General features: G+C 45.5%; 17 protein-coding genes and 1 tRNA gene. 4 read left to right on the top strand and 14 right to left on the bottom strand.

Features of this window, described 5'->3' with window-relative positions; translation table 11 throughout:
- Positions 1–24 precede the first annotated feature (24 nt).
- From hepB to BACINT_RS04085, 8 genes are all read right to left on the bottom strand, one after another.
- A complete protein-coding gene (gene hepB / locus BACINT_RS04120; RefSeq protein ID WP_007660793.1) occupies positions 25–2,340 on the bottom strand; it encodes a heparin/heparin-sulfate lyase HepB in 2,316 nt (771 codons plus the stop codon).
- Between the two features lie 236 nt (positions 2,341–2,576).
- Entirely contained in the window at positions 2,577–4,505 is a 1,929-nt protein-coding gene (locus BACINT_RS04115; RefSeq protein ID WP_007660792.1) for an MGH1-like glycoside hydrolase domain-containing protein, read from the bottom strand.
- A 26-nt stretch (positions 4,506–4,531) separates the two neighbouring features.
- Positions 4,532–7,684, bottom strand: a complete 3,153-nt coding sequence (locus BACINT_RS04110; RefSeq protein WP_044154700.1) for a glycoside hydrolase family 2 TIM barrel-domain containing protein — start codon at positions 7,682–7,684, stop codon at positions 4,532–4,534.
- A 21-nt stretch (positions 7,685–7,705) separates the two neighbouring features.
- Positions 7,706–8,311 carry a LysO family transporter gene (locus BACINT_RS04105; protein ID WP_007660790.1) on the bottom strand — a complete coding sequence of 202 codons (606 nt, stop codon included), beginning with the start codon at positions 8,309–8,311 and terminating at the stop codon, positions 7,706–7,708.
- Positions 8,308–8,586 carry a LysO family transporter gene (locus tag BACINT_RS04100; protein WP_009129666.1) on the bottom strand — a complete coding sequence of 93 codons (279 nt, stop codon included), beginning with the start codon at positions 8,584–8,586 and terminating at the stop codon, positions 8,308–8,310. The genes BACINT_RS04105 and BACINT_RS04100 overlap by 4 nt, the downstream gene beginning before the upstream one ends.
- A 113-nt stretch (positions 8,587–8,699) precedes the next feature.
- Positions 8,700–10,220 (bottom strand): RagB/SusD family nutrient uptake outer membrane protein, encoded by a 1,521-nt coding sequence (locus BACINT_RS04095; RefSeq protein ID WP_007660787.1) that lies wholly within the window; start codon positions 10,218–10,220, stop codon positions 8,700–8,702.
- Positions 10,221–10,243: 23 nt separating this feature from the next.
- Complete coding sequence (locus BACINT_RS04090; RefSeq protein ID WP_007660785.1) at positions 10,244–13,369, bottom strand: SusC/RagA family TonB-linked outer membrane protein; 3,126 nt, start codon at positions 13,367–13,369, stop codon at positions 10,244–10,246.
- Positions 13,370–13,587: 218 nt separating this feature from the next.
- Positions 13,588–15,210: a tetratricopeptide repeat protein gene (locus BACINT_RS04085; RefSeq protein ID WP_007660783.1), complete on the bottom strand. Its 1,623-nt coding sequence runs from the start codon at positions 15,208–15,210 to the stop codon at positions 13,588–13,590.
- A gap of 96 nt (positions 15,211–15,306) precedes the next feature.
- On the opposite strand from BACINT_RS04085, the gene BACINT_RS04080 reads away from it, so the two are divergent.
- Positions 15,307–15,912: a ribonuclease HII gene (locus tag BACINT_RS04080; RefSeq protein ID WP_007660781.1), complete on the top strand. Its 606-nt coding sequence runs from the start codon at positions 15,307–15,309 to the stop codon at positions 15,910–15,912.
- Here the strand turns inward: BACINT_RS04080 and BACINT_RS04075 are convergent, their stop codons facing one another.
- A complete protein-coding gene (locus BACINT_RS04075; protein ID WP_225663112.1) occupies positions 15,913–17,469 on the bottom strand; it encodes a PQQ-like beta-propeller repeat protein in 1,557 nt (518 codons plus the stop codon).
- 80 nt (positions 17,470–17,549) lie between these two features.
- The gene (locus BACINT_RS04070) at positions 17,550–18,476 is read right to left on the bottom strand and encodes a magnesium transporter CorA family protein (RefSeq protein ID WP_007660776.1); all 927 of its coding nucleotides are present in this window, start codon (positions 18,474–18,476) and stop codon (positions 17,550–17,552) included.
- Between the two features lie 273 nt (positions 18,477–18,749).
- Here BACINT_RS04070 and gpmI point away from each other — a divergent pair, with 273 nt between their 5' ends.
- Both gpmI and BACINT_RS04060 read left to right on the top strand, forming a co-directional pair.
- Positions 18,750–20,264 carry a 2,3-bisphosphoglycerate-independent phosphoglycerate mutase gene (gpmI, locus tag BACINT_RS04065; RefSeq protein WP_007660774.1) on the top strand — a complete coding sequence of 505 codons (1,515 nt, stop codon included), beginning with the start codon at positions 18,750–18,752 and terminating at the stop codon, positions 20,262–20,264.
- Between the two features lie 69 nt (positions 20,265–20,333).
- Positions 20,334–20,915 carry a DUF3109 family protein gene (locus BACINT_RS04060; protein WP_007660767.1) on the top strand — a complete coding sequence of 194 codons (582 nt, stop codon included), beginning with the start codon at positions 20,334–20,336 and terminating at the stop codon, positions 20,913–20,915.
- Between the two features lie 175 nt (positions 20,916–21,090).
- Here the strand turns inward: BACINT_RS04060 and gyrB are convergent, their stop codons facing one another.
- The 3 genes from gyrB to BACINT_RS04045 form a co-directional block, all read right to left on the bottom strand.
- Positions 21,091–23,052, bottom strand: coding sequence for a DNA topoisomerase (ATP-hydrolyzing) subunit B (gene gyrB, locus BACINT_RS04055; protein ID WP_007660765.1), 1,962 nt, complete (start codon positions 23,050–23,052; stop codon positions 21,091–21,093).
- 210 nt (positions 23,053–23,262) lie between these two features.
- Positions 23,263–23,517: a 30S ribosomal protein S20 gene (gene rpsT / locus BACINT_RS04050; RefSeq protein WP_007660764.1), complete on the bottom strand. Its 255-nt coding sequence runs from the start codon at positions 23,515–23,517 to the stop codon at positions 23,263–23,265.
- A 39-nt stretch (positions 23,518–23,556) separates the two neighbouring features.
- Positions 23,557–23,628: transfer RNA gene (locus BACINT_RS04045), tRNA-Glu, on the bottom strand.
- Positions 23,629–23,914: 286 nt separating this feature from the next.
- On the opposite strand from BACINT_RS04045, the gene recO reads away from it, so the two are divergent.
- On the top strand, positions 23,915–24,652 hold the full coding sequence (recO, locus tag BACINT_RS04040; RefSeq protein ID WP_007660763.1) for a DNA repair protein RecO: 738 nt from the start codon (positions 23,915–23,917) through the stop codon (positions 24,650–24,652).
- Positions 24,653–24,840: 188 nt separating this feature from the next.
- On the opposite strand, the gene BACINT_RS04035 is transcribed toward recO, so the two are convergent.
- Positions 24,841–26,091 (bottom strand): acyloxyacyl hydrolase, encoded by a 1,251-nt coding sequence (locus BACINT_RS04035; protein WP_007660762.1) that lies wholly within the window; start codon positions 26,089–26,091, stop codon positions 24,841–24,843.
- Positions 26,092–26,174 lie beyond the last annotated feature (83 nt).

The raw sequence follows: 26,174 nt of genomic DNA, 5'->3' as shown, positions 1-26,174 counted from the left end.
AATCATTGACAGATGGCTTTCTTTTTATCGAAGAAATTCATACCGTCCGGCAGTACCTTCAAAAGAAAGGATACCATCGTCTGTACGAACTTCCAGCGCGGGAATATATACCTTACCGTCTTTCTTGATTTGCCAGGTTCCCGGAATAAGGTCGGTAATGACAAACTTCATAGTTTGGCTGCCACTTACCGCGAAATCAAATTTACCGGGCAGTGGTTGGCTGTCTTTGCTGAAGGTGACGACGCGGTCGGCTATCTGCACGCCTACTATTTTATCTGCATCGATGCGTTTTACTTCATTCATTTGCAGACAGGTGTTGTCGGCTACTTGCATTACATTCAGAAAGTAATTTTCGGCAGCAGCGGTTACAGGTGATATTTCTACACGCCATGCGCCTCTTTCGTTGGCGTCGTCGGGACGTCTCGGCATGGCATCGTTGGCATAATTGGTGCCGAATACCCAAAACTCTTTTCCTTTTCCACCGATTTTCTCTATCCGTGCATCTTGAATTTCGGGGAGCAACACTTGATTCTGTAACATGCCGGTGTCTTCGTTTTGGGTGCGTTTGACGGTGAAACGGTTACTTTCTATTATCGGCTCTTCTATACTGTGCAGTAGCCAGAACTTCTTGAACTGAGGGTCGGAAGAGACAACTTTATCAAACACGATTAAGGCGGCAGGCACTTCGGTAGCGTGCAGGTTGAGGAAAACAAAAGATCGTTTCGCTTCTTTTACTTTGTCTGTATAGGCTTGCGTGATGTCACCTTTCAGATAAGAATAGTCAGGTTTATTGGCATCGGGGCCAAAACCATGTCCTAGGACTTTGCCTGTAGTATATTCCTTGCTTAATAAATCTTTAAAAGAGCGGCAAGTCTCCCAGCGGTCACCCGGCATGCGTTGTCCACCGTCATTATCGGCAAATTCTGTTTTATCTTGTCCGCCATAATTCCAGCTGGCGAATTTCTCGTTCGGGTTGTATACTAACAATGAGTTATGGGCAATGGTACGTTTGAAGAAATTTTTGTTGTGCGGGCTGTTATATCCGCCGGAACTTCCTTGGTAAGCTCCGGCATCTATTGCTAACGGGCCCTTATAATAAAGTTGGAACGAACCACCGTCCATGTGTTGATGGTTACCAAAGAATTGTTCATTGATTTTCATTTCGGCAATCACGCTGTTTTTGTCCCATGCCGTACGCGCTATCATCCACCCGAAAGGTGAGCCTGAGTATCGGGTCAGCGGCAAGTCATCAGGAGCCTTGGCTTTCAAATCAAAATCTCTCCACAGTATCTCGAAGATAAGGCAGTGGCTTTCTAATTTGGGTTTGAGTTCGTATTCGTAAGCCAGATAATTGTCTTTATAGAAGCTGGAAGCGAGCATGGCGGGCAGGGAGTAAGAAGGAATGTTTCTTTTGTTAGGATTCGTATCGCCTGCGGGCATTACTTGTCCGTCCGGACGACGGCGGTACAGGAAGTCGTACGGTACGAATTGTTGTGCGGGATTGTAGATTGCGCCGGCTCCCATACGATCCAGAATCCATAAGGAGAACAGGTCATTGCTGAAACGCACATTGACATAGCTTGTTCCCTGATGATAATTATGACCAGAATAGATGTAATTTCTTACCGGCAAGTAATCCTTGTACAGCATTCGGATGACATGGAGGTACATATCCGGATATTCGTCGTAGATAGCAATACCGGCTGAAAGCATGTCCCGCAAGATCATCCATTCGGACGAGTGTCCGGCTATGGGTTCGTTATTTTTGGGCGGATAACCGCATTCCATGGTCTTGGAGATTCGGATGAACGATTCTATATAGGCTTTCTTTTCCGATTCTTTCATCTGGTCGTAGCACCAGTCATATACCATCGCGCCGCACATCAGCATGACTCCGCTGGCGCGCGATAAGTCTTGTTTGGTTCCGAAATTGGTATGCTGCAATGAATCGAGCATGGAAGTGATGGCGCGTCTGGCTTGCTTCTTGTCACCATATACCAGATAGTCGAGAGCTTGTACTTGTACACGGCTGGTTACTCCCCGCATCTCGAAGTAGTAGCGGAAGCCTCTGTCGGTTACTTTTGCCTCTTCCTCTGCGGTGCGGTCTATGCCAAGTTTGCGCAAGGTTGCCAGGTTTGCTTTTACTTGCGGGTGATCCATCCGTTTCTTTAAATCCGGTAAATTGGCGGGACGTACATAGAGTCGGGGGTGAGTTGAGGGAGGAATGGGGATGGTGATGTCCTCGAATTTCTCCCAGGTTACTTCATCTCTTTTCTGAGCACCGGCTTCCAGACAAAAGATGAAGAGAAAACTCGCTGCTAAAAGAAAATTTTTCTTCATGGTTGCTGTTCTATAGATTAATAAAGTACTTGTTTATGCATGATATACGGTGTGAAAACCATATACTCTGTTTACAAATGTAGAACATTCAACCATTACCTACATCATTATAAAACAACAAAATACTGCCGGTGCAGCATTCTGAGACATAAGTGACATTCTCCGAAACAATATTAGCGTAGCTGTGAAATCATAGAGGGATAGATTTCCAAGAAAAGCTATCCCTCACGCAAGAATTACTTCCCGTAGTCATCGTACATCATCAACAAGTGTGATGAACTCCAACTGAAGTGCGGTGCTTTCAATCGTTCTCCGGTATGCGTACCGTAGTTCTCGTGGATGGGCGCTCCTTCTTTCAATCCGTTTAGGCGGTCGAATACCTGCAAGGTATATTCATCGGCCAGTTTATGATAACCATAGTTGCGGAGTCCGCGAATGGCAAAGTAAGTCTGGTCCAGCCAGATGGGGCCACGCCAGTAGCCGCGCGGGTTATACTTGGGATTGTCTGCGGCGATGGTGGGGAAGGGGATATACGTGGAGAACTTCGCGGTGTCTTGCAGCATGGGCAACATGCTGTCCACCTGCGATTGTGTGGCAATCTGTGTCCACAGCGGAGTATAAGCTTCGCAGCCCGGTTCTTCGATGAAAGAGCCATCTTTCAGGCGGCGGTCGAAGAAGAAATTGAGTTGCTTGTCGAAGAAGTAATCTGCTACTTTATCGCTATAATCGGGACCGTCGAAAGTCGCGTTCAGCAATCCGGCAAACTTCTTTAGCAGTTTACATTCCAGTGCCAGATAAGCATTCAGGTCTACGCTTTCCTGGTCCATGCTCCAGGCATCATCGGCTCCGTCGTTCTTCAACATCACGGCATCGTCAAAACGAATGGCATTGTCCATGCCGCTTTCCCATGCGGCAGCTTCCAGTGTGCCGTCTGTTGCACCGTATTCACACATGCCGTTACGGTTGTGATCGCGTTTCTGATACCACCATTTGTAGTAAGAGAGCAGTTGCGGGTATATTTCGGCAACGAAAGCGGTGTCGCCTGTATGCGTGAAGATTTCGTCTACCGCCCAGCACACCAAAGGCGGTTTGCTGTCGCGGGCATTGTTTTCCGACGGGTCGGTGTAGATGCAGTCGATAACCATGCCGTCCGGTTGCTGATAATCGAACATGGCGCGGATGTTGTTCTTTGCCAGTTCAGGGTCGAATTTAGCGGTTCCGGCACTGAAACGCCAACTATCCCATGCCCAGAAACCTACAAAGTAGCCTACGGCGTGGCTCGGGACAATACCTTCGTGAAGCAGTCCGCCGCGATGCGTGCGCCAGTTGGAAATAAGGGTGGTGACGGCTTTCACGGCGATACGGTCGTATTCGGGCTTCATGTCCTTGCGCAGTATCTTGGTCAGATAACCCTCCCAGCGTTCGGCATTGGCTTGCAATGCTTTTCCGGGATTGTTGAGCAGGGTAGGGATATTCTGCAATCCGGCGGTCATCTCTTTTTCCGAGGTGAAGAAGGAAATGGCTACATGGACGGGATATTGGGGATTGTGAACAAGGGCTGTGTAGTTGTTTTCCGTCCGGGAAAGTGTCACGTCGGGGGTAAATGTTACGGTCACGCTTTCTCCGCTGGGGTGGCGGGCAATGACGGAGTTTTGCTCTACAGCAATGGTGACGTCTTTTCCCCATTGACTGCCTGTCAGAAGCAGGTCTTCCGCTTTATCGGACTCTATGCGCAGGAGGGCGGTTGAGGCGTCTGCAAAGTTAAGTCGTTGCGTGATGCTCCCTGCATCGGAGTGGGCGGACATATAGAGCTCGCCGGGAAAATAGCAGGTAGAGTCGGGAACGAAGCTGGCAGAAGCGTTTCCGGCGAAATCTACTGTGACGGCGGACTGTGCCATCCATTGGCGGCGGAACATATCCAGACTGAACGGACCGCAGAAGCCGTTCACCCATTGTGCCTTTTCGGGCAGGGTGAAGCCCATCCATGAACCGGCGTCTGTGAACCAGCCGTAGCAACGGTGCAGGGTGTCGGGAGTGTAGGCAATATCCAGTATGTTATTGAAGGTGTACCTTTGCTCCGCAGTTTTTTTATTACCGGAGGTGCAGGCGGTGAGGCCTGCAACCAGTAGCGTAAAGCAAATGATGTGTATAAACTTGTGTTTCATATTCCTTGATTATTATGAATTTAATGTTAGAACCAGCACTTATGCGCCTGTTCCGCTGCATCATCCTTAGCTCCGAGTGGCAGCAGCGTGAAGCTGTACTTCCATTCGTGCGGTGTGATGGTGTATTCCGGGTGCACTTGTGCCCCCCACGTATTGTCACCACCTACGCCCATCTGCTTGTGGTCGATGTTCAGCCACACCATATCTTTCTTCACTATGCTTCCCCCGTGGCGGCGTTCCACCTGCGAAGGGCGGTACTCGATATCTTCCATCGGGAAGTTCCAGGCACTGATACTTAGCGGTTCTTCTCCCGTAACGAGCAAACCGTCACCATCGGCATTGCGCAGTGCAACCCAACGTACATCGCAATGATTAGCTGTTTCCTGAGCACGCACATACGGATGAAACTGTTCCCAAACCGTCGCGCTGTACAGTCCTACCAATGCTCCCGTCTTCCGGTCTGCATAGTTTTCCTGTGGTCCGCGTCCCAGCCAGGACATCCTTTCATATTCAGCCGGAAGTATCATGCGCATACCCAGACGAGGCATTTCGTTCAACGCCTGTTTGCCGGGAGTGAAGTGCATGCTCACGCGGACTGCTCCGTCAGGATGAATATCGTATATTGTTTGCAGCTTCGAGTCTTGCGCTTCCATCTTATAGGTAGCGGTAAGGGTAACTGTCTGTTGATTTTCCGTTATATCCAGGTTCTCCAGTCTGGCATCCTGTCCGGCAGTCTTCCAAGTGAGACAACGGTATAGATGTCCGTTCGGAATATCATTGTCCGTCAGCGGACGCCAGAAGTTGGGTTGCAGACCTTCTTTTATCAGATTCTTTCCATTGTAACTCAACTCTGTCATTCCACCGCTTTGAGCCGAGAAAGCTATCCGGAAGTTGTTTCCTGTCAGAGTGATGGCGTCATTGTTGCGGTCTACGGTCAGTTTACCGTTAGCCGGCTGAATGGCTTTGCTGGCAGGGACGGAAGGCAACGCCCATTGTTCGATGGCGGCCTCGTGTCCTTTCGGGATTAACGGCGCTTCGTTTTTGGTGAATGCGCGCAGGGTAAGGAAGTACTCTTTGCCATCGGCAGGCAGTGCTTTCAGAGGCAGTTCGATGTTGACAGAGCTTCCCGGTGCGATTGCTGGGAAATCCATTTCACCGCTTTGTACCGCTTTGCCGTCACATTCCACTGCCCAACGCAAGGTATATCCTTCCAGACCGATGAAGTCGTGCCGGTTGGTAACCTTTATTTTATTGGGTGTGAAAGCAACCGGTTCAAAGTGGATATATTGAAGCACCTTTTTCACCTCATAGATATGCGGGTGCGGAGTGCGGTCGGCAGCTACCAGACCGTTGGCGCAGAAGTTGGAGTCGTTGACGATGCCTACAAATCCCATGTCTCCACCGAAAGCCCAGATGTCGCGGTTATCCTTATCTTTGATAGCGAATGTCTGGTCTACCCAGTCCCAGATGAAGCCGCCTTGCAACTGGTCGTACTTATAAATCAAATCCCAGTAATCCTGGAAGTTTCCTACACTGTTGCCCATGGCATGAGCATATTCGCACATAATCATAGGACGCTTGTCGCGCTGATTGATATGGCGGCGCAACGACCAGATGCGTGCATACATCGGGCAGTATATGTCACTCTTGGCATCATAACCGCCACCCTCATATTGTACCGGGCGGGTGGAGTCTACCTTCTTCGTGTAATCGTATAAGGTTTCGAAATGCTTACCATAGCCGGACTCATTGCCCATAGACCAGGTGACGATAGCTGTGCAGTTACGGTCGCGTGCAATCATACGGCTCATGCGTTGCATGAAAGGAAGTTCCCAATCCGGATAATTGGCCAGCGTGCCATCCTTGTGATCCTGCATGCCGTGGCTTTCGATGTTGGCTTCATCCACCATATACAGGCCGAATTCCGTGCAAAGCTCATACCACGCATAATTATTCGGATAGTGGCAGTTGCGCACACCGTTCAGATTGAATTGCTTCATCAACTGAATATCGTGTATCATGGAAGCTACGCTGATGGTACGTCCTTTGTGCGGATCGTGTTCGTGGCGGTTCACTCCCTTAAAGAGCACCGCTTTTCCGTTAATCATCTGCATGCCGTTACGCATCTCCACCGTGCGGAAACCAAAAAGTTGGGTGAAAGACTCCAACGGCTTTCCTTGTGCATCGAAGGTGCTGACTACCAGTGTATAGGTATTGGGCGTTTCGGCATTCCAGGCACGTGCATCCGGGAAAATCTGTTGCTGGCTAAATAAAGTGTCCGTAGGAGAAGAGACGGTTTTCTTCTGGTTATAAATCACCTTTCCTGCATCCAGCACTTTTACTTCAACGGTTTCTCCCGCTTTCGGCTGATGGAGGATGACATCCAGGTTGAGTTCTCCGTCTTTATAATCATTTATCAGTTCGGCAGTCATCCGGAAGTCGCGCACGCGGCTTTGCGGACGGGCGTAGAGATAAACATCACGCTCGATGCCGCTGTATTTCCAGTAATCCTGTCCTTCAAGGTAAGAGCCGTCACTGTAACGGAATACCTTGACGGCAAGTTTGTTGCTGCCTTTTTTCAAGAGCTTCGTGATGTTGAAGTGAGACGGCAGGCGGCTGTCTTCGGCATATCCGGCAAGTTCGCCGTTCACCCATACGTAGTAGGCGGATTCCACTCCCTCAAAGTCGAGGAAGATATCCATACCTTCCCAACCGCCGGGAACCGTGAATTCGCGGATGTATGCTCCCACCGGATTGTAATCGGCTGGCACATGCGGGGGATTGGCAGGGAATGGATAACGGGTATCCGTATAAATAGGTGCATCGAAGCCTTGCAACTCCCAGCTTCCGGGAACTTGTATTTTGCTCCATTTCCGGGTGTTGTATCCCGGTTTGTGGAAGTCTTTGGGACAAAGTTCGTTGTTCTTTGAGAACAGGAACTTCCAAGTACCGTCCAGCGAGATGCGGCGTTCGGTGGCAGGATTTACGTTGAAACGTACATCCGCAGGCAGGGAGTGTTGCTTCAGGGCGTTGGCCTCATTCGTAAACGGAATGAAGTGCGCATGCATTGGCTCTCTGTTTATCTCATTGACTTGCGGGTTCTGCCAAGGTTCATTGTCGGCAAGCATATTACTGCAAATCAGTAAGGCGGAGATGAAAGAATATAATTTAAGTTTCATGATATCAATCAGATTAAGTGTTTATATCGAACAAAACAGGGTCACAAGAAACGGGACACTGAAATCGACCACGAACCCGTGGAAGATGGAGACAACTACAAATTGTTGTCCGGCCGTTCGTGTAATGATGGGCAGTGTGGTGTCCATCGTGGTTGCACCTCCGGCTGAGATGGGGGCGAGGTTACCGAACCAGCGCACCAGCAAGGGGGCAGCCAGTAGTGTCAGTATCTCGCGACTGATGTTGGCGAGCAGTGCGATGGTTCCCAATTCGGCTCCTTTATATTCGGTGATGAAGATACTGGAGAGTGAGTAGTAGCCAAAGCCCGAGCCTACAGCCAGGCAATCCGTCAGGGAACGGTGTGTCAGTATCAGGCTGACTGCGGCAGAACCTGCCAGCGTACCCAGAATGGTCATGATAGGCAGGAATATCAACCGTGGATTGAGTGAACGGAAGTTTTTCAACGTTTGCGGGTCGTTGCCTACACTTAGCCCTACACTGAACATCAGTGCGCAAAGTGCATAAAAGCTGACTTTACTATCTATTACGATATCGATAGGTATCAGGTGAAAGACTCCGCAGAGTGTTCCCAGCACAAAAAAGCCGACTATGATGAGACTCCCTTTCATGCCCGGCCTCCTTTCCGTTTGTATAAAGCTCTCCACAATGCCCAAGCAGCAATCACGCTTCCCAAAGTTCCGCCTATGGTGAGTATGACGGCTTCGAGTCCGATGGTATGAAGTCCTTTGATAATCTGTTCGTTTCCTCCCACTTCAATACCCAGTATGAAGAGGAGTAACCAGATGAGCACTGTAATGACTTTGTGGATTCCGCTCAGATTCCGTTTCCGTAAGAGGTAGCCCAGCAGCATTCCTGTGAGCATTAGTCCGATGATTGTAAACATATCTATGTCGTTTTTGGGGGCAAAGATAGGGTTTTTAAAGGTAAACAAGGATGCATCAAAATCACTTTGTGCAGCACTTCTGACACATCCTTGTTTGGTTATGTTAGAGAAAATCACTCGTTTATCTCATTGTTAGTCTGGATTTCCATCAAAGGGATGGGCAGGAATGAGTGCGTGGAAGAGTTGAAGTTTGTTCTTCCGTCCGCTTTCATAGCTTCGTCCAGCTTGCCCCAGCGGCGGAGGTCGTAGAAGCGGGAGTTCTCCAATGCAAACTCTACCAGACGTTCGTGTTCGATTTGGGCTTTAACCGCTTCATAGTCGCTTCCCGTCATGGCCGGCAGTTTACCGTGAATACGGCGGACATCGTTAATCAGGGGAATAGCCTTCTCCGGATGCTTTTGTTCGTTGTAAACTTCTGCCTGCATCAACAGCACGTTGGCATAGCGCATTAGAGGCATGTTGGTGCCCACAGCGCTTTGTTTCTGCTCATCCCAAGTTGCGGGCATGTATTTGCGGAAATTGTACTGCGTAACGGAAGTTTCATAATAAACATCATCGTAATTGTATCCCAAGATATGTTCGCCTTCATGGTAGTAAGGGTCATCAAAAAACATGGAACCATAGGCGCGGGCGTCGTACAGGTTATTTTCGGCAATGCGTCCTTCTTTTAGGAACTCATTGTACATCTTCTCGCTGACGCGGATTTCATCCCATCCTCTCATGCTTCCTGGAGCAACCCAGAAGTGAAGCACGTGCTTATGGTAGGTTCCATCTACTGTACTGTTGGTGAATTGCAACTCAAAGATGGACTCTTTGCAGTTCTTGTTTGTTCCGTCGAACATACTTCCGTAATTCGGTTCCAGTTCGTAGCCGGTCACCTTATTGAAGGCTTCTTCTGCCAGTCCCAGATATTCGTCTTTCTTGGCGGTTTCTTCGTAGGCACGTGTCAGGTAGGCCCACCCCAAGTAAGAGTAAGCTGCGGCTTTGGTCACACGTCCGGTTTCGGAAGAAGGGCGGTCTTGCGGGAGTAAGCCACCGGCATTATTCAGTTCGGAACAGATGAAGTCCCATACATCTGTTCTGGAAGAAAGGGCTTTGTGGGTTTGCGCCTCTCCCGTCAGGTATTTATCGCGGATGATGGCCTTTTCCCAGCTCATTATCAGTTTGAAGTGAAAATAAGCGCGCAGGAACAGGGCTTCACCGGTAAGGTGGTTTTCATCTTCAGTACTCATCTTCTCACCGGTATCCTGCACTTTCTTGATACCGAAAAGAACGTTGTTGGCATAGTTGATGCCGTTATAATTGTTCATCCAGTACTCTTTGATGCAGGAGTTCTCATTATTATAGCTGTAACTGGCCATGGCTGCCCATTCAGGATAGTTGTAAACGTCTTGTCCCACAGTCATTTCGTCACTCCGGAAAGTTTCGAGAACATACTTTACCTCTGCAATGGTATATGCGTTGGTACGGCAATCCAACTGTCCGTAAACGGAAGATAATCCGGCTTCCACGTCAGCTTTGTCTCTCCAATACTTGTCTGTGGAGAAGTCAGGCGACTCTGTCGTTAAGAAATCATCGCATCCTGCCAGCAAGGCGGCGCATAAAAAAGATGCTATATATATTATTTTTTTCATTGTTTTCTTATATTAATTAGTGATTAGAATATAACTTGTAAACCTACTACGAAAGAGCGGGTAAACGGATATACAAAGGAGTCGACACCGGTATTCAGGATACTGGAAGAGAATTCTGGGTCGATGCCGGAGTATTTGGTAATCGTGAACAAGTTTTCTCCACTGACGTAGAGGCGGCATTTCTCAAGATACATCTTCTTTGCCACTGCTTTGGATAAAGTATATCCTAACTGCAATTGACGCAGGCGGACAAAGTTTCCATTTTCGAGGAAACGGTCGGACTCGCGGGTATTCTCGTTCGGGTCACCCAGCACGGCTCTTGGGATGTCTGCTCCCGTATTTCCGGGAGTCCATGCGTCCAGCGTGCTTGTGAAGTAGTTTCTGCCGGCATCCATTCCTTCGTAGTACAGGCGGTTTACGTTGTAAAGCTTGTGCCCCCATGCGCTGCCGAACTGGAAGGAGAGGTCGAAGTTCTTGTAAGAACCGCTGAATGACAAGTTAGCCTCTACTTTAGGAATACCGGAACCGGAATATACCTTATCGCCTGAGTCGATGCTGCCGTTGTTGTCCACATCCTTAAAGCGGATATCACCGGCTTTTGCATCCGGTTGGAGGCGTTCGCCCTTGCTGTTTACATAAGCGGCAGCTTCTGCATCGCTTTGGAAGATACCGTCTGTCTGGTATAACCAGAAGCTGGCTACCGGGTAGCCTTTCAGAGTTTGAGTTACGAAATGGCCGTTTCCTTTCCATGCCGAACCGTAGAGTACCTGGTTCGGGTCTGCTTCGAGCATTTCATTGTGGATAGTGGAGAGGTTGAGCCCGATGTTATAGTCAAAATCGCTTATGCTGTTTCCGTAATTCAGTTCGAGTTCAAAACCTTTGTTCACCATCTTTCCTACATTGACTGTGGGATTGTAGATACCGGCGGAAGGTGCCATGACTTTTTCGATAAGCAGGTCTTCTGTGGTGTTGTAATAGTAGTTGACGCTACCGCTCAGTTTGTTGTTGAACAGTCCGAAGTCGAAGCCGATGTTTTTGGTATCGGTGGTTTCCCAACGTAAATCGTCGTTTACCAAATAGAGGTTGGACATACCTGCCCAGGCATTGCCGCCCTGAATGTAACTCATCCATTGGGTATTGCTGTTGGTCATGGTCGGGGCATAGTAGTTGCCAAGTGCACTTTCGCTACCCAAGCGTCCCCAGCTGGCACGGAACTTCAGGTTGCTGATAGGTGTGTTCTTCGGGAAGAAGTCTTCTTCGCTGAGTCTCCAACCCACAGCTACAGAAGGGAATGTACCCCAACGGTTGTTCTTACCGAACTTGGAAGAACCATCCGAGCGTAATGTCACTTGTAGCAGGTAGCGGCTGGCGTATGAATAGTTGAAACGTCCGAAGAAAGAGGCACGGTTGTAATCGTAGAAAGTACCTGAACCCGTAAATGTGCCGCCTATACCGGCATCGATAGTGGGGGAGGTGGGGTCGAAGAAACCGCCTGGGACTTCGCTTGAGGTCAAGCCACCGTTCACTACATCATATTCGGTCTTCTTTCCTTCCACGCTCACGGAACTTTTGTCCTGATGGGCGGAAATGATGGAGTTACCCACCATGGCGGTAATAGAATGTTTACCGAAGTCTTTCATGAAAGTTAGCACATTCTCGAAAGTTTGGTTACGATAGTAAGAGTTGTATTCGTAATTATACGGATAAAGACTCGGTTCCTGTGCATTTGCTTCGTATTTGGCACGGTGGTAACGGTCGTTATAGTAGTAACCGTTGTATGTATAGCTTGTCTTGAAAGTAAGCCATGGGGCAAACTTCACGGTTAGGCCGATGTTACCGGTGATGTCGTAGCCGGTATATTTCCTGTCTTTATAGTGGTCGTCCGCCATCACATTACGGTTGGTGGGGAATTCCATTTTTACACCATCTACGGACATGTCTGTCAGACCGTATCCATAAGTTTGGTTTTCATCATAAACAGGTATCAGCGGAGAGATGGAGTACATTTCTTTCAGGGTATACTGCGGTTGCTTGCTTTGCGTAACTTTGAAGTTCAGGCCTGCGTCAAAGTCAAAGATGTATTTATGTGCATTCAGCTTCAGGCGTGCGTTGTCTTGAATGTAAGAGTTACCTCTGAAGATACCTTTTTCATCAGCATGGCCATAAGACAGGGAGTATTTGGCAACTTCCGAACCGCCGATAAGGTTTACGTAGTAGTTTTGTGCAATACCGGTGCGCAGCATCTCGTCCTGCCAGTCCGTGTCGGCACCTGTAGGATTCTGTCCATTTTTGTAAGTCAGGTAGCCCGGCTTGCCTTTTTCTGCATTTTCGTACATCATATTGTGTACTTTCAAATATCCGTCTGCATTAAGCATATCGAATTTTTTTGCTACGGAGTTGACCGTCATGTATGTATTGAATGAGATTTTCAGTTCTCCTTCTTTGCCATTCTTTGTACTGACAATCACAACGCCGTTGGCTGCTACCGAACCATAGATTGCAGCGGCTGCACCGTCTTTCAAGATTTCCATGGATTCGATATCCTGCGGGTTGATGGTGTTGATGTCGCCGGGATAACCGTCGATGATATAAAGTGGTTCGTTATCTCCCATCGTTTTGATACCACGGATTTTTACGGAGATGCTTGCACCTGCATTACCACCGGATTTAAGTACGCTTACACCGGCTATTTTACCTTGCAGTGCTTCGGTGGCGCTGGTAGTGGCACGTTTCATCAAATCTTCCGATTTCACCGAAGAAATGGCTCCGGTCATATCGCTTTTCTTCATTGTACCATAGCCTACGACTACTACTTCATCCAGCATCTCAGTATCATCTTTCAGAGTTACTGTTAATGTTTTCTGTCCTTTCAGAGGAATTTCCTGCGGCACATAGCCCACATAAGAGATTACCATTGTCGCATTAGGAGCAACAGTCAGTGTAAAGTTACCGTCGATGTCGGTAATGCAACCATTGGTTGTACCTTTTTCCAAAACACTGGCGCCAATGAGAGTTTCTCCTTTGGTGTCGGTTACTGTACCGGTTAATTGGATGGTTTGTGCTAAAGAGCTTAGCGGTACCAAACATACAAAGAGCAAGGCCAACAAAGCGGCTCTTTGTATTAAGGAATACTTTTTAATTTTACCCATGTGTGATAGTTTTTAAGGTTAATAACATTTGTTTCTCACATGGCAAAGAAAGAGATATAATTTGGAGTATTCCTATGAAGAATGGTCTGTAAAATATCTACAAAGAGGGTGAAAACTATGAGTTTTTAATCTACAATGATTATTGTAAGTGGTTGAAATACAGTTGTGAATCTAGTGCTGCTATATCTACAAACATAGCATCTGCTGTAATGGTAACTTTAGTAGTTTTGCAAGTATTCCACCAGGTCTTTTTCTGTTGGTAAGTTCAAAGCCTTACGCAATCTGTAGCGATTCATATTAATTGTTTTAGGACTATTCCCGCTAATCATGGAAATTTCTTTCGTTGAAAGATTGACGCGCAGCATGGTTGCCAGATATTTTTCTCCTTGTGTCAAGTTGGGATGTTCTTTTGTGAGCCTTTCAATGAATTCTTTACTCTTGTCTTCGATATTCAACAGTAACGCATTATTGGTCTTGTCTCCGCTTTGGTATTGACTGATATAGGCATTCACTTTTTTCAGGTGGGGGATAAGTGCTTGATTATCCATTTTGTACCCTTCCTTAATCATTTCGCGTATTTTGTCCAGCAATTCATTGCGGCTTCTCAGGAAGACGGCAAAGCTGGTTACTTCTTGCTGGCTACTGTCCAGTGCATTCTGTATATTCTGTAGTTCCAACTCTTGTTGGTGCAGTTTCAGTTCGGATAACTCGCGTTGCGACAACTCCAGTTGGTAGCGGGCCTCTATCAGTTGAAGGCCTTTTCTGCGCTTATACCATTTATATAAGAAGATGCTGAAAGCTAATCCAAGTACGAGCACGCTACCCAAAAACCATAAATTACGTTTCAGTAGTTCAATCTTATAGGTTTGCTCCTGCATCTCAGTAGCATATTTCTGGTCTTGATATCTTTTATAAGAGATTTCCTGCTCAATGTTGCGCAGCTTGTTGCTGCTTTGCAGCTCTTTACTCAAAGCATACATCTGGCTGAGGCGGGTGTAAGCCTGTTTATAGTCACCTATGGCGGCATATACCCACGATGAATATTCATAATTATCACAAATCAGCTCTTTGGCACCGATGTTATGGGCGTATTCATAGGCTTTCTGCAAAGCTTCCAGGGCTTTGGAGTATTGTTCGCCGAAATAATACTGTTTGCCCATATTGTTATAGTTTTCACCCAGTGACCATTGGGCATCCAGATTCTTGTTGATGGCAATTGCTTCTTGAATAAGGGAGAGTTTCTTTTCCGTATCTCCCTGATATAGGCATAGATTATTCAGATTGGTAGCTATTTCCTTTAAGTTTCGTTGGGCACGGTTGATTGTCAGTGCCCGTTGAAGAAATTTTTCAGCTACCACAAATTCATCAAGTAGATAATGCATGACTCCGCGCTCATTATAGCATCCGGCCACCGAAGCCGAATCCCCTAAGGATTTGAAAATGGAAGTGGCTTTGTCATTTAGTTCGATGCCTTTGTTATAATCGCCCAACTTGCTGTATACGCGTCCCATGAGGGAATAGAGTTGAGCTGTTTGCCTTTTGTTTGCAGGGTTGATATATCTCTGTGCATCATATAAATTTTTGATACTTAAGTCGAAGTTACCCAGTAGCTGTTCTGCCTGACTGTGAAGAATCATGGCTTGTGTACAAATCTCATTAGGCTGGTCTTCGGGAAATAGAGCGGCAGCTTGTGCCGCATAGTAAGAAGCCTGTTTAGGATTACTGAACAGAGCATTTTGAGCTTGTTCAACTAAAGTCTTGGCTTGGTTTATATCTTGGGCTTGTAAAGGAGTTACAGTTAGCGGGAGAACTGCAAGTATTAGATACAGAGCTTTCTTCATGGTATAGTCTTATTTTTGCAAATGTAATTATTTTCCTTTAAAAAGTCCGGTTTGCTTTCAAAAAGATTTATCTTTGTGCCTCTAAATTAATGCTGTATGCTATTGCCTTATTTGAATAAAGATTTGATAGAAGCCGGTTGTGATGAGGCTGGCCGTGGTTGTCTGGCAGGAGCTGTGTATGCCGCTGCCGTGATTCTTCCCAAAGATTTCAAGAACGAATTACTGAATGACTCCAAGCAACTGACGGAGCACCAGCGTTATGCTTTGCGTGAAGTGATTGAGAAAGAAGCGCTTGCTTGGGCTGTCGGCATCGTATCTCCCGAAGAGATTGACAAGATAAATATCCTGAACGCCTCGTTCCTTGCCATGCATCGTGCGGTGGACCAGTTGAAGATGCGTCCGCAGCATCTTCTGATTGACGGCAACCGCTTCAAGAAATATCAGGACCTGCCGCATACAACGGTAGTCAAGGGTGACGGCAAATATCTGTCTATCGCTGCCGCCTCCATTCTTGCCAAAACCTACCGTGACGACTATATGAACCGCCTGCACGAAGAATACCCTTATTATGACTGGAACCATAACAAAGGCTATCCCACCAAGAAGCACCGTGCTACCATTGCCGAACGTGGAACTACTCCCTATCACCGCATGACATTCAATCTGCTGGGCGACGGGCAGTTAGCACTTGATTTCAAGTAATTATTCTATCGCTTCATCCAGATCGATAAACAGGAATTGGTTTTCATAATTAAGTAGCAGCAACTTATTACCAATCACTTGTCCTTTCTTGAAATCTGTTTGAAGATGGGCTACAGGCATTCCCATTTCATGAATGAACCAATAGTCTCCACGATTGCCGATACATAAATAATCTTTTAGTTGGATACTGGGGCTGTAGATACGTTCCCGTTCGTAGGTCTTACTAATATTCAAGTTCTTGTCTACCTCGTAGATAACTCCCTGATCATTATATACCAGGCAATGTTCCCCATTGTAGGCGAGCGACTGGAAAGCTGTTGTATCTTTGTTGGCTGCATAAAATGTACCGGGCAGTATTGCTTCCAGCTTTCCGCGTTGTTTGGTATCCCAAGGTACAATATTTACGACGGAGTCCATCAGCTCCTGATAAGCCATTCCATCATCGAACAGCATATAGAGTGCGTCCTCGGTCCGCAGGGCGTCTTCAATCATATCTTTCTTTACGCTTAGTTGATTGAAGAAGATTTCTTCTCCGTTTAGCAGGTTGTAACAGGCTATAAATGGGCGTCCATATTTCTTGCGACTTGCTCCTTCGCGTAATCCGTAACCGTAATTTAGCATGAATAACTTGCCATCTTGCACGAAAAGTTGGGAGCGGGAAGCCTTCACATCAGGAAACTCTGTTTGCCACACTACATTGAAAGCTGTGTCCATACAGGAGATATGTTGACGGTCTGCCCAGTAATAAAGTGAATCCTGAGACAGTATATTGGAGGTTAATCCGGTGATTGTATTATTGGCAATGGGAACATAACTGTAATAATAGGCGCCACCGGTTGCCACGCCACCAGCTACTCCGACTGCTACAGCGGCTAATCCCTGTAACAATGCCGCCTTTGTATCATGAGCTCCCGGTTTTCCCGGATAGGTCAGTAATTCTCCGGTCATGAAATCCAGCTTATGCAATGCATCCGCTACAATCAGACGTTTATTTTGTTCCAGATCGAGAACTTCGTTCCAACCGTATTGGTGAGGTATTTTGTTTTCCCACAAATAGTTACCGAATTTTAGGCTAACAGCGCGGAGTTTGTTGGATGTAGGAGAATTATATCCTAAGACTAACCCAAGTGAATCATCCACATATACCGGAAATAAATCAGCTTCCCATTTCTTTGCTCCTGTTTCCTTACTTAGCAATGATATTTTGCTGCCAATTTCAGATATTAAGACCCCTTCCGAAAGGCAGGTTACTCTTGATTTACTGAAATCAATGGGTTGTTTCCATAGAAGTTGGCTACTCTTGGTGTCATAAAAGCCTATTTCTCCTTTATTCTTCAGGTACTTACCGCTTTTAGTCGTTTCCCGGAAGCTGATACAGAGGTAATCTCCTTTATCGCTTATTGAAAAAGTTTCCACTCGTTGAGGAAATGTGTAGCACTGTGCTTTCAGGTCTGTTCCGCCTGTCTTCTTTCCTACAATGACGGTTTCGGATTGCGCATAAGATATTGATGCCATGAGAATCAGGCATGCAAGCGTTAAAATCCTGTGTGTTTTCATGTTCATTGGTTTATTTTTCGCAAACATACGTATTATTTGCGAAAAATGACCGAAAGAGATGAAAATACTTGGATGGATTGTTAGAACCACTTGATCTTTCTGAACCAGATAAATGTACCTGCCGATAGGATTACAGAGATTAAGATAATGAATATGAAAGCATACGGGAAACCATCCAGATGAATATCCACATTCATACCATAGAAACTGGCTATCAGTGTGGGTATCATAAGCGTGATGGAGAGACTCGTCATACGTTTCATGATGGCGTTGACATTATTGGAAATAATAGAAGCAAAAGCATCCATTGTTCCTGTAAGGATATCACTATAGATATTTACAGTATTGTATGCCTGTTTTAATTCGATGATTACATCTTCCAATAGTTCCATATCCAGATAATCGGTGTCCTGAAAGATATTCTTCAGGCGACCGATCATCACTTCATTACCACGGATGGAGGTATTGAAGTAGACAAGAGTCTTCTGTAACTTCATCAGGCGAAGCAAGTCTTCATTGCGGATACTCTTTTCCAGTTCTTTTTCCGCATTGGCAACGTCATTATTAATTTGCTTCAGGTACTTCAAAAACCAAACTGCGGAAGAGTAAATCATCCGTAGGATTAAATCCAGTTTATTGTTGACTACGATACCTTTGCGACGTGTATGCTGGATGAAATCAGAGATAAGTTCGGTCTTATGATAACATACCGATACGATAATTTCATTATTGGTAATGATGCCTATGGGCACAGTGATAAAAGGAATACCATGCTGGCTGCTCTGCATCGGGATGCGCAGAATAGTCAGTAACCAATTACCTTCTGTTTCTGTACGCGGACGTTCGTCCGCATCAGCGATATCTTCTAAAAATGATTCGGGAACTTTCAGTTCCTGTGTGAGAAAGTCAAAGTCATTGTCATCAGGGCATTCAACATTTACCCAGCTATTGGGCATCCATTGTGGCTTTTCTATAAAGCCGGCTTCAGAGTAAAGATACGTTCTCATCGTAATAGCCTCCTTTCTTTAGGGACGAACCGAGGCATTGCGAGCAACGTCTCCGTTCGCTTTAATTATAAATACTGTTGCACGTTCGTGGGTTTGAATCGTCCATATTTCTTGTTTTTTATTTTTTTAAAGCGTGGCAAAAGTACATAAATCATTTGAAACAGTACGCTTTAACCATGCTTTTTTGTACCTTTGCAGCCGGAAAAATCGCTCTTTCTTCAAAGAACGTTTTTGCAGAGGTTAAAGATTGTACATTTAAAATCAATTAATATTATGAGTAAGAAAGCCCTTTTAATGATTCTTGATGGCTGGGGTGTCGGCGATCAGGGTAAAGACGATGTGATTTTCAATACACCTACTCCGTACTGGGACAGTCTGCTGGCTACGTATCCTCATTCACAGCTTCAGGCAAGCGGTGAGAATGTTGGTTTGCCTGATGGTCAGATGGGTAACTCGGAAGTCGGACACCTCAATATCGGTGCAGGACGTATCGTATATCAGGACCTGGTGAAGATTAACCGCGCATGTGCCGACAATAGCATTATGAAGAATCCGGGAATCGTTTCTGCTTTCTCTTATGCTAAAGAAAACGGTAAGAATATTCACTTTATGGGATTGACTTCCAATGGTGGTGTTCACAGCTCATTCGACCACTTATTCAAACTTTGCGATATTGCTAAAGAATATGGTGTTGACAATACATTCGTTCATTGTTTCATGGATGGTCGTGATACTGACCCGAAGAGCGGCAAGGGCTTTATTGAGCAACTGACTGCACATTGTGAAAAGTCGGCAGGTAAGATTGCTTCTATTGTAGGCCGTTTCTATGCAATGGACCGTGATAAACGTTGGGAACGTGTGAAGGTAGCTTATGATTTGCTGGTAAACGGTGAAGGTAAAGTTGCCACTGATATGGTTCAGGCTATGCAGGAGTCTTATGACGAAGGTGTAACGGATGAATTCATCAAGCCGATTGTAAATGGTAACTTCGATGGAACTATTAAAGAAGGTGATGTAGTTATCTTCTTCAACTATCGTAACGACCGTGCAAAAGAGTTGACAGTAGTGCTGACTCAACAGGATATGCCTGAACAGGGTATGCATGCTATTCCGGGCTTGCAATATTATTGCATGACTCCGTATGATGCATCATTCAAGGGTGTACATATCCTTTTCGATAAAGAAAATGTTCAGAATACATTGGGCGAATATTTGGCAGCTCAAGGCAAAACTCAATTGCACATTGCTGAAACAGAGAAGTACGCTCACGTAACTTTCTTCTTTAACGGTGGTCGTGAAACTCCGTACGATGCTGAAGAACGCATCCTGGTTCCGTCTCCGAAAGTAGCCACTTACGACTTGAAGCCGGAAATGAGTGCGTATGAAGTAAAGGATAAATTAGTGGAAGCTATCAACACTCAGAAGTTTGATTTCATCGTTGTGAACTATGCGAATGGTGATATGGTAGGACATACTGGTATCTATGACGCCATTGAAAAAGCAGTGAAAGCTATCGATGAATGTGTGAAAGATACAGTAGAAGCAGCTAAAGCTAACGATTATGAAGTTATCATCATTGCTGACCACGGCAATGCAGATCATGCACTGAACGAAGATGGTACTCCGAATACGGCTCACTCTTTGAATCCGGTTCCTTTTGTATATGTAACGGAGAATAAGAATGCTAAAGTAGAGAATGGTGTTTTGGCAGATGTTGCTCCTTCTATCCTTCACATTCTGGGTATGGCACAGCCGGCTGAAATGACAGGAAAAGACTTGATTAAGTAAATAGTTATAATTATATAAGTAAAGGCGGGGGTGTACTCCGCCTTTATCTTTTCTAATCTTAGATTGAAGATGATACAGATAGGTGATGTAGTGGTGAGTTTTGATGTGCTGCGTGAGAAGTTCCTTTGTGATCTGAATGCTTGTAAGGGTGCCTGTTGCGTTGAAGGCGATGCCGGTGCTCCCGTCGAATTGGATGAGATTGAAAAACTGGAAGAAGTACTTCCGGTAATTTGGGATGAACTCTCGCCCGAAGCGCATGTCATATTAGAGAAGCAAGGGGTTGTTTATACCGATTGCGAAGGTGATCTGGTAACCTCTATTGTTAATAATAAAGATTGTGTCTTTACTTGCTATGATGAGAAAGGATGTTGTTATTGTGCTATTGAGAAGGCTTATAGGGAAGGCAAGACAGATTTTTATAAACCTGTATCCTGCCATCTGTATCCAATTAGGGTAGGGAACTATGGGGGGTATAAGGCGGTGAACTATAACCGTTGGGATGTATGCAAAGCCGCTGTATTGTTAGGACGGAAGAAGAATCTGCCGGTATATAAGTTCCTGAAAGAGCCGTTGATACGCAAATTCGGTGAAGACTGGTATGCAGAACTGGAATTGGTGGCAGAAGAAATGAAGAAGCAGAATATGCTTTAAGATAGTGTGGAATGAGGCGGATTTTTCTATCTCGTGGGGTGAAAAGAAAAACGCCGGGCAACAGGATTTTCCTGTCCGTCCGGCGTTTCTTCGTTGTAAGATGTGAGGTTGGTTAATAAAACGTGTTATTCAGTGACTAATCACTAATTGTTAATCATTAGTCACTGTTTTTTTCTTACGCATCTATATTTGCATACGTTGCGTTCTTTTCAATGAATTCACGGCGTGGACCAACATCTTCGCCCATCAGCATGGAGAAGATGTAGTCTACTTCAGCAGCATTCTCAATGCTTATCTGTTTCAACATACGGTTTTCGGGGTTCATGGTCGTGCTCCACAACTGTTCCGGGTTCATTTCACCCAAACCTTTGTATCGTTGTGTGTGTACGGCACTTTCTGAACCACCACCATAAGTGTCGATAAATTTTTGACGTTGTTGGTCTGTCCAGCAATATTCCTCCACTTTGCCTTTTTTGCAGAGATAGAGTGGCGGAGTGGCAATATACAAGTACCCGTTGCGGATTACCTGCGGGAAGTAGCGGAAGAAGAGCGTCATGATCAGTGTGTCGATATGAGAACCATCGACGTCGGCATCGGTCATGATAATCACTTTCTTATATCTCAATTTATCGATATTTGCTTCCTTGCTGTCCTCAGTATTTACGCCAAAACGGATGCCGAGAGCCTGAATAATATTGTTGACTTCATCACTCTCGAACGCTTTATGCCACATGGCCTTTTCCACATTCAGAATCTTACCGCGAAGCGGCAGAATAGCTTGGAATCTGCGATCACGACCTTGCTTTGCCGAACCGCCTGCCGAGTCACCCTCGACAAGGAACAATTCACATTCCTCGGGATCCTTGCTTGAACAGTCGGCCAGCTTACCCGGCATACCGCCACCGGACATCGGTGATTTACGTTGCACGGACTCACGCGCCTTACGTGCGGCAACACGTGCCTGGGCAGCTAGAATCACTTTGTCTACCACCATTTTCGCTTCTTTCGGATGCTCTTCCAGGTAGTAGTTCAGAGCTTCACCTACAGCTTGGTCTACGGCTCCCATCACTTCGCTGTTTCCGAGCTTTGTTTTGGTCTGCCCTTCAAACTGAGGTTCTGCCACTTTGATGGAGATTACAGCCGTCAGACCTTCACGGAAGTCATCACCTGCAATTTCCACTTTAGCTTTCTCCAACATCTTGTTATCGTCGGCATATTTCTTCAGCGTACGGGTTAGTGCACGACGGAAACCTGCAAGGTGCGTACCACCTTCAATGGTATTGATATTGTTTACGTATGAGTGGATGTTTTCGTTATAAGAAGTATTGTACATGATAGCCACTTCCACCGGTGTGCCTTGTTTCTCAGTGTTGATGTAGATAACATCATTCACCAAGTGTTCGCGGGAAGAGTCGATGTAGCGAACGAATTCCTTCAAACCTTCTTCCGAATAGAAAATTTCCATTTTGGCATTGTTTTCTTCATCTTTTACGCGAAGGTCGGTCAGCGTGATCTTGATGCCTGCATTCAAGTAAGCCAGTTCACGCATACGGGTGGCAAGGATTTCGTAATTATAAACGGTATCAGTAAAGATTGTGTTATCCGGCCAGAATTGCTGACGCGTACCTGTAATATCACTTGTGCCAATTTCTTTCACCGGATACAACGGATGGCCGCATTCATATTCCTGTTGGTAGATCTTTCCATTGCGGAAAACCTGTGTAGTCATGTGGGTAGACAGAGCGTTTACACAGGATACACCTACACCGTGCAAACCGCCTGATACTTTGTAAGAACCCTTATCGAATTTACCACCGGCATGCAGTACGGTCATAACTACTTCCAGGGCTGACTTCTGTTCCTTTTCGTGGAAGTCAACCGGAATACCACGTCCGTTGTCTTGTACGGTGATAGAGTTGTCTTCGTTGATGGTTACTTCAATGTGGTCGCAATAGCCGGCGAGAGCTTCGTCGATAGAGTTGTCCACAACTTCATAAACCAGGTGGTGAAGTCCTTTCGTACTAATGTCACCAATATACATTGCGGGGCGCTTTCTAACGGCTTCCAAACCTTCCAGAACCTGGATGTTTTCGGCTGAATAGTTCCCGCTATTGGAGTTAATCTGTTCTTCAGTCATAATCTAATTTCCTTATTCAAATAACAGAGCAAATATAGTGAAAATTCGTAAGATGCGAAACTAAACTGCGTGATAAATTTCATTCGTTTACAGCTTTTTAGCTTCTTCCGGAAGGTGTTTGGAATAGGGGATATAAATATGCCATACGCAGAAAAGGTCGGACTTAAAAGTCCAACCTTCCAATATTTCTTTTGTGTAATATTAATTAGCTTATCCTAGCTTATTAATGTAAAGAGCCAACTTAGACTTCAAGTTGCTTGCTTTGTTCTTGTGGATCACATTGGTTTTAGCCAATTTGTCCAACATCTTAGTTATACCCGGATACATTGCAGTAGCTTCTGCCTTGTCGGTTGTAGAACGAAGCTTTCTAACAGCATTTCTCATGGTCTTACCATAATATCTGTTGTGAAGTCTTCTAGTTTCTTCTTGTCTGATTCTTTTCAGTGATGATTTGTGATTTGCCATCTCGACTAATCTTTTTTAATTCGTTTATTTTTTTAGTTGTAGCCCGTGGGGGAATCGAACCCCCCTTTCAAGAATGAAAATCTTGCGTCCTAACCGATAGACGAACGGGCCATCCTTTGGTGAGCATTTCTGCTCTTGCAGAGAGATTATCTCTCGTTTGCGGTTGCAAATGTAGGGACTATTTTTGAATTGGCAAAATAATCATGAGAAAAAAACAAAGGAATATGTCGGGGTTATTCTAATATTTGCGGCTTATTACCTGAATATCAGTAGGATAAAAACTTTCATTTTTTTACTTGTCTGCCTGCATTTTTTTATTTATCCGTGTTTTATCCCTGCTGTTTCCGTCTTTTTTCGTAGTTTTGTTACCGGATTGAAACCAAAATAGTAAGTGCGGATGTTACAGAAAACGCTGGGGATTGTGCTGCATACCCTGAAATATAACGATACTTCCCTTATTGCAGACATTTATACAGAGGTGGTCGGGCGTGCTTCGTTCATCGTAAAGATTCCCCGTTCGCGAAAGGCGGCGGTGAAACCGGTATTGTTCCAACCATTGGCTTTAGTGGAACTGGAAGCTGATTTCCGTCCGAATGCCAGTATATATAAGATAACGGAAGCGAAGTCTTTCTATCCGTTTTCTTCTATTCCTTATGATCCGTATAAGTCTTCCATTGCACTTTTCCTGGCGGAATTTCTTTATCGGGCAGTGCGTGAGGAGGCTGAAAACCGTCCGTTGTTTGCTTATTTGCAGCATTCTATTATTTGGCTGGATGAGTGCCGTGATAATTTTGCCAACTTCCATTTGGTATTTCTGATGCGCTTATCCCGCTTCCTGGGATTATATCCTAATCTGGAAGATTATCAAAAAGGCGATTATTTTGATATGCTGAATGCTTGTTTTACTCCTTTGCGACCGCAACTCCATTCTTCTTATATACTTCCGGAGGAAGCCTCACGGTTGATAATGCTGATGCGCATGAATTATGAAACAATGCATCTCTTTGCCATGAACCGCGCCGAACGTACTCGCTGCCTTACAATAATGAATGAATATTATCGCCTCCACTTGCCTGACTTTCCCGTATTAAAGTCTCTTGAGGTGTTGAAGGAGCTCTTTGACGCGGAACAATAAACCCTTTCCTGCATATTTTACTGACCTGTGATGCAAAAGATACCATCTTTCGCTGTAAAAGATGCCATCTTTTGTAGCATAACATGCCACCTTTTGATGTAAAAGATGCTATCTTTTGCGTGAGATTAAGCAGGAATGTGCAAGAGATGTGTTGGGGATGTGGGGAAGCCCTTTGGACATGGTGCGTTTTATCTTCTGTGAAAGGTAGGATACTTGTTATTGAAGCGGAAGCCGATACCCATCATCAGATAATTCGGGTCACTGAAGTTCTTCAGGTTATACCCGATGTGCAGATAAGAACTGCGGGTCATCTCCACTTTGAGTGTCAATACCTGGTAGATACCTTTATGGTCACCGCCACCGTGCAGTACATTGGCTCCTATGCCCACACCTACTGTGAAGTAGGGCATTACATATTCTGCGCGTCCGGAAATACCTAAAGCTAACTGTTTTTCCAATGAAGGTTTGTAGCATTCATTGCCGTTCCCGGGGATGGTGTAGACATTGGAACTGGCATCATATACACCATCCAATGATACACCTGTGCGGAATTTATATCCGATGTTATACATGGGGGCGAAATTGAAACCAAGTACGGTATAAGCATCCGGTGAAGCAATTTGCCCTTCTCCTACCCATACGCCTTTCCGTCTCCATGAGCCGAACAGGGTTAAGTCGTAGCTGAGGTATCGTGAGAACTTTGGAATGGGAGCTTGGTATAGAGGCTTGGTGAGCGCATCTTTAGGTCTGTTGAAGTTGTAGATAACCCCTACTTTTAAGCCCATTGTATTGAGGCCGGCATTGGGAAATTTAGTATTGCCATTGGAGAAATGGGTACCCGTAATTCCGGCAACCAGGTCGATTTCCCGTGAAACCATCCAGTTGAATTGTATGCCCGCATTGATATAGGCATTTGCCTTCGAACCGATGACACTATTGTGAGGATTGGTGTATTCGTCGTACGGTTTCCATCCTAAAGATAAGCCGAAGTTCCATTCGTAATTGAGTGATAGTCGCGAAGTAATACGGGCAATACGTGCTCCCTGATAGAGGTAAATGGCAATCGGATTTCCTAATTCTTCTTTGTTTCCGAAATCGTAATAGCCTAAGCCTATACCTTGATAGGCGCTACCATAAATCCGGTCGGCGCAAGTATTGGGCTTAAATTGGAATGAATATTTCAAGTGGGCTGAATAACCCCATTCGTAAGGCTTCCATTGTGAGTTATCTCCTGCCAGAAAAGAACTGGTCTGGAAAATGTATCCCGGGCGGTATTCTACTCCCAGTCTGTGAATAAAGCGTTTGGCGAAGTAACCTGTATCCGGCTTGTATCCCGGTATACTATCTTGTGCCCGGTTCTTTGCATGAGCAACGTCAGACAAGAAAAACATTGTCCCCACAAGGACTATTAATTTCCATATCTTTATATTGCTTTTCATGATATTGTGCCAGAATTCTAGTTTTATTATTATGCGGGGATATTCCCTTAAAATGCGTGGCAAATATAACGATAGTATTTGAA

It is taken from the genome of Bacteroides intestinalis DSM 17393, assembly GCF_000172175.1.
Lineage (GTDB): Bacteria > Bacteroidota > Bacteroidia > Bacteroidales > Bacteroidaceae > Bacteroides > Bacteroides intestinalis.
Note: the sequence above shows the minus strand (reverse complement) of the source record. Positions and strands in the feature narration are given on the sequence as shown.

Excerpts from the sequence above, each read along its gene's own strand:
- BACINT_RS04060 (WP_007660767.1), top strand. The coding sequence starts at position 20,334 with ATGATACAGATAGGTGATGTAGTGGTGAGTTTTGATGTGCTGCGTGAG.
- BACINT_RS04085 (WP_007660783.1), bottom strand. The coding sequence starts at position 15,210 with ATGAAGAAAGCTCTGTATCTAATACTTGCAGTTCTCCCGCTAACTGTA.
- BACINT_RS04100 (WP_009129666.1), bottom strand. The coding sequence starts at position 8,586 with ATGTTTACAATCATCGGACTAATGCTCACAGGAATGCTGCTGGGCTAC.
- BACINT_RS04110 (WP_044154700.1), bottom strand. The coding sequence starts at position 7,684 with ATGAAACTTAAATTATATTCTTTCATCTCCGCCTTACTGATTTGCAGT.
- BACINT_RS04075 (WP_225663112.1), bottom strand. The coding sequence starts at position 17,469 with ATGAAAACACACAGGATTTTAACGCTTGCATGCCTGATTCTCATGGCA.
- BACINT_RS04035 (WP_007660762.1), bottom strand. The coding sequence starts at position 26,091 with ATGAAAAGCAATATAAAGATATGGAAATTAATAGTCCTTGTGGGGACA.
- gpmI (WP_007660774.1), top strand. The coding sequence starts at position 18,750 with ATGAGTAAGAAAGCCCTTTTAATGATTCTTGATGGCTGGGGTGTCGGC.
- BACINT_RS04115 (WP_007660792.1), bottom strand. The coding sequence starts at position 4,505 with ATGAAACACAAGTTTATACACATCATTTGCTTTACGCTACTGGTTGCA.
- BACINT_RS04070 (WP_007660776.1), bottom strand. The coding sequence starts at position 18,476 with ATGAGAACGTATCTTTACTCTGAAGCCGGCTTTATAGAAAAGCCACAA.
- recO (WP_007660763.1), top strand. The coding sequence starts at position 23,915 with ATGTTACAGAAAACGCTGGGGATTGTGCTGCATACCCTGAAATATAAC.
- gyrB (WP_007660765.1), bottom strand. The coding sequence starts at position 23,052 with ATGACTGAAGAACAGATTAACTCCAATAGCGGGAACTATTCAGCCGAA.
- hepB (WP_007660793.1), bottom strand. The coding sequence starts at position 2,340 with ATGAAGAAAAATTTTCTTTTAGCAGCGAGTTTTCTCTTCATCTTTTGT.
- BACINT_RS04080 (WP_007660781.1), top strand. The coding sequence starts at position 15,307 with ATGCTATTGCCTTATTTGAATAAAGATTTGATAGAAGCCGGTTGTGAT.
- BACINT_RS04095 (WP_007660787.1), bottom strand. The coding sequence starts at position 10,220 with ATGAAAAAAATAATATATATAGCATCTTTTTTATGCGCCGCCTTGCTG.
- rpsT (WP_007660764.1), bottom strand. The coding sequence starts at position 23,517 with ATGGCAAATCACAAATCATCACTGAAAAGAATCAGACAAGAAGAAACT.
- BACINT_RS04105 (WP_007660790.1), bottom strand. The coding sequence starts at position 8,311 with ATGAAAGGGAGTCTCATCATAGTCGGCTTTTTTGTGCTGGGAACACTC.
- BACINT_RS04090 (WP_007660785.1), bottom strand. The coding sequence starts at position 13,369 with ATGGGTAAAATTAAAAAGTATTCCTTAATACAAAGAGCCGCTTTGTTG.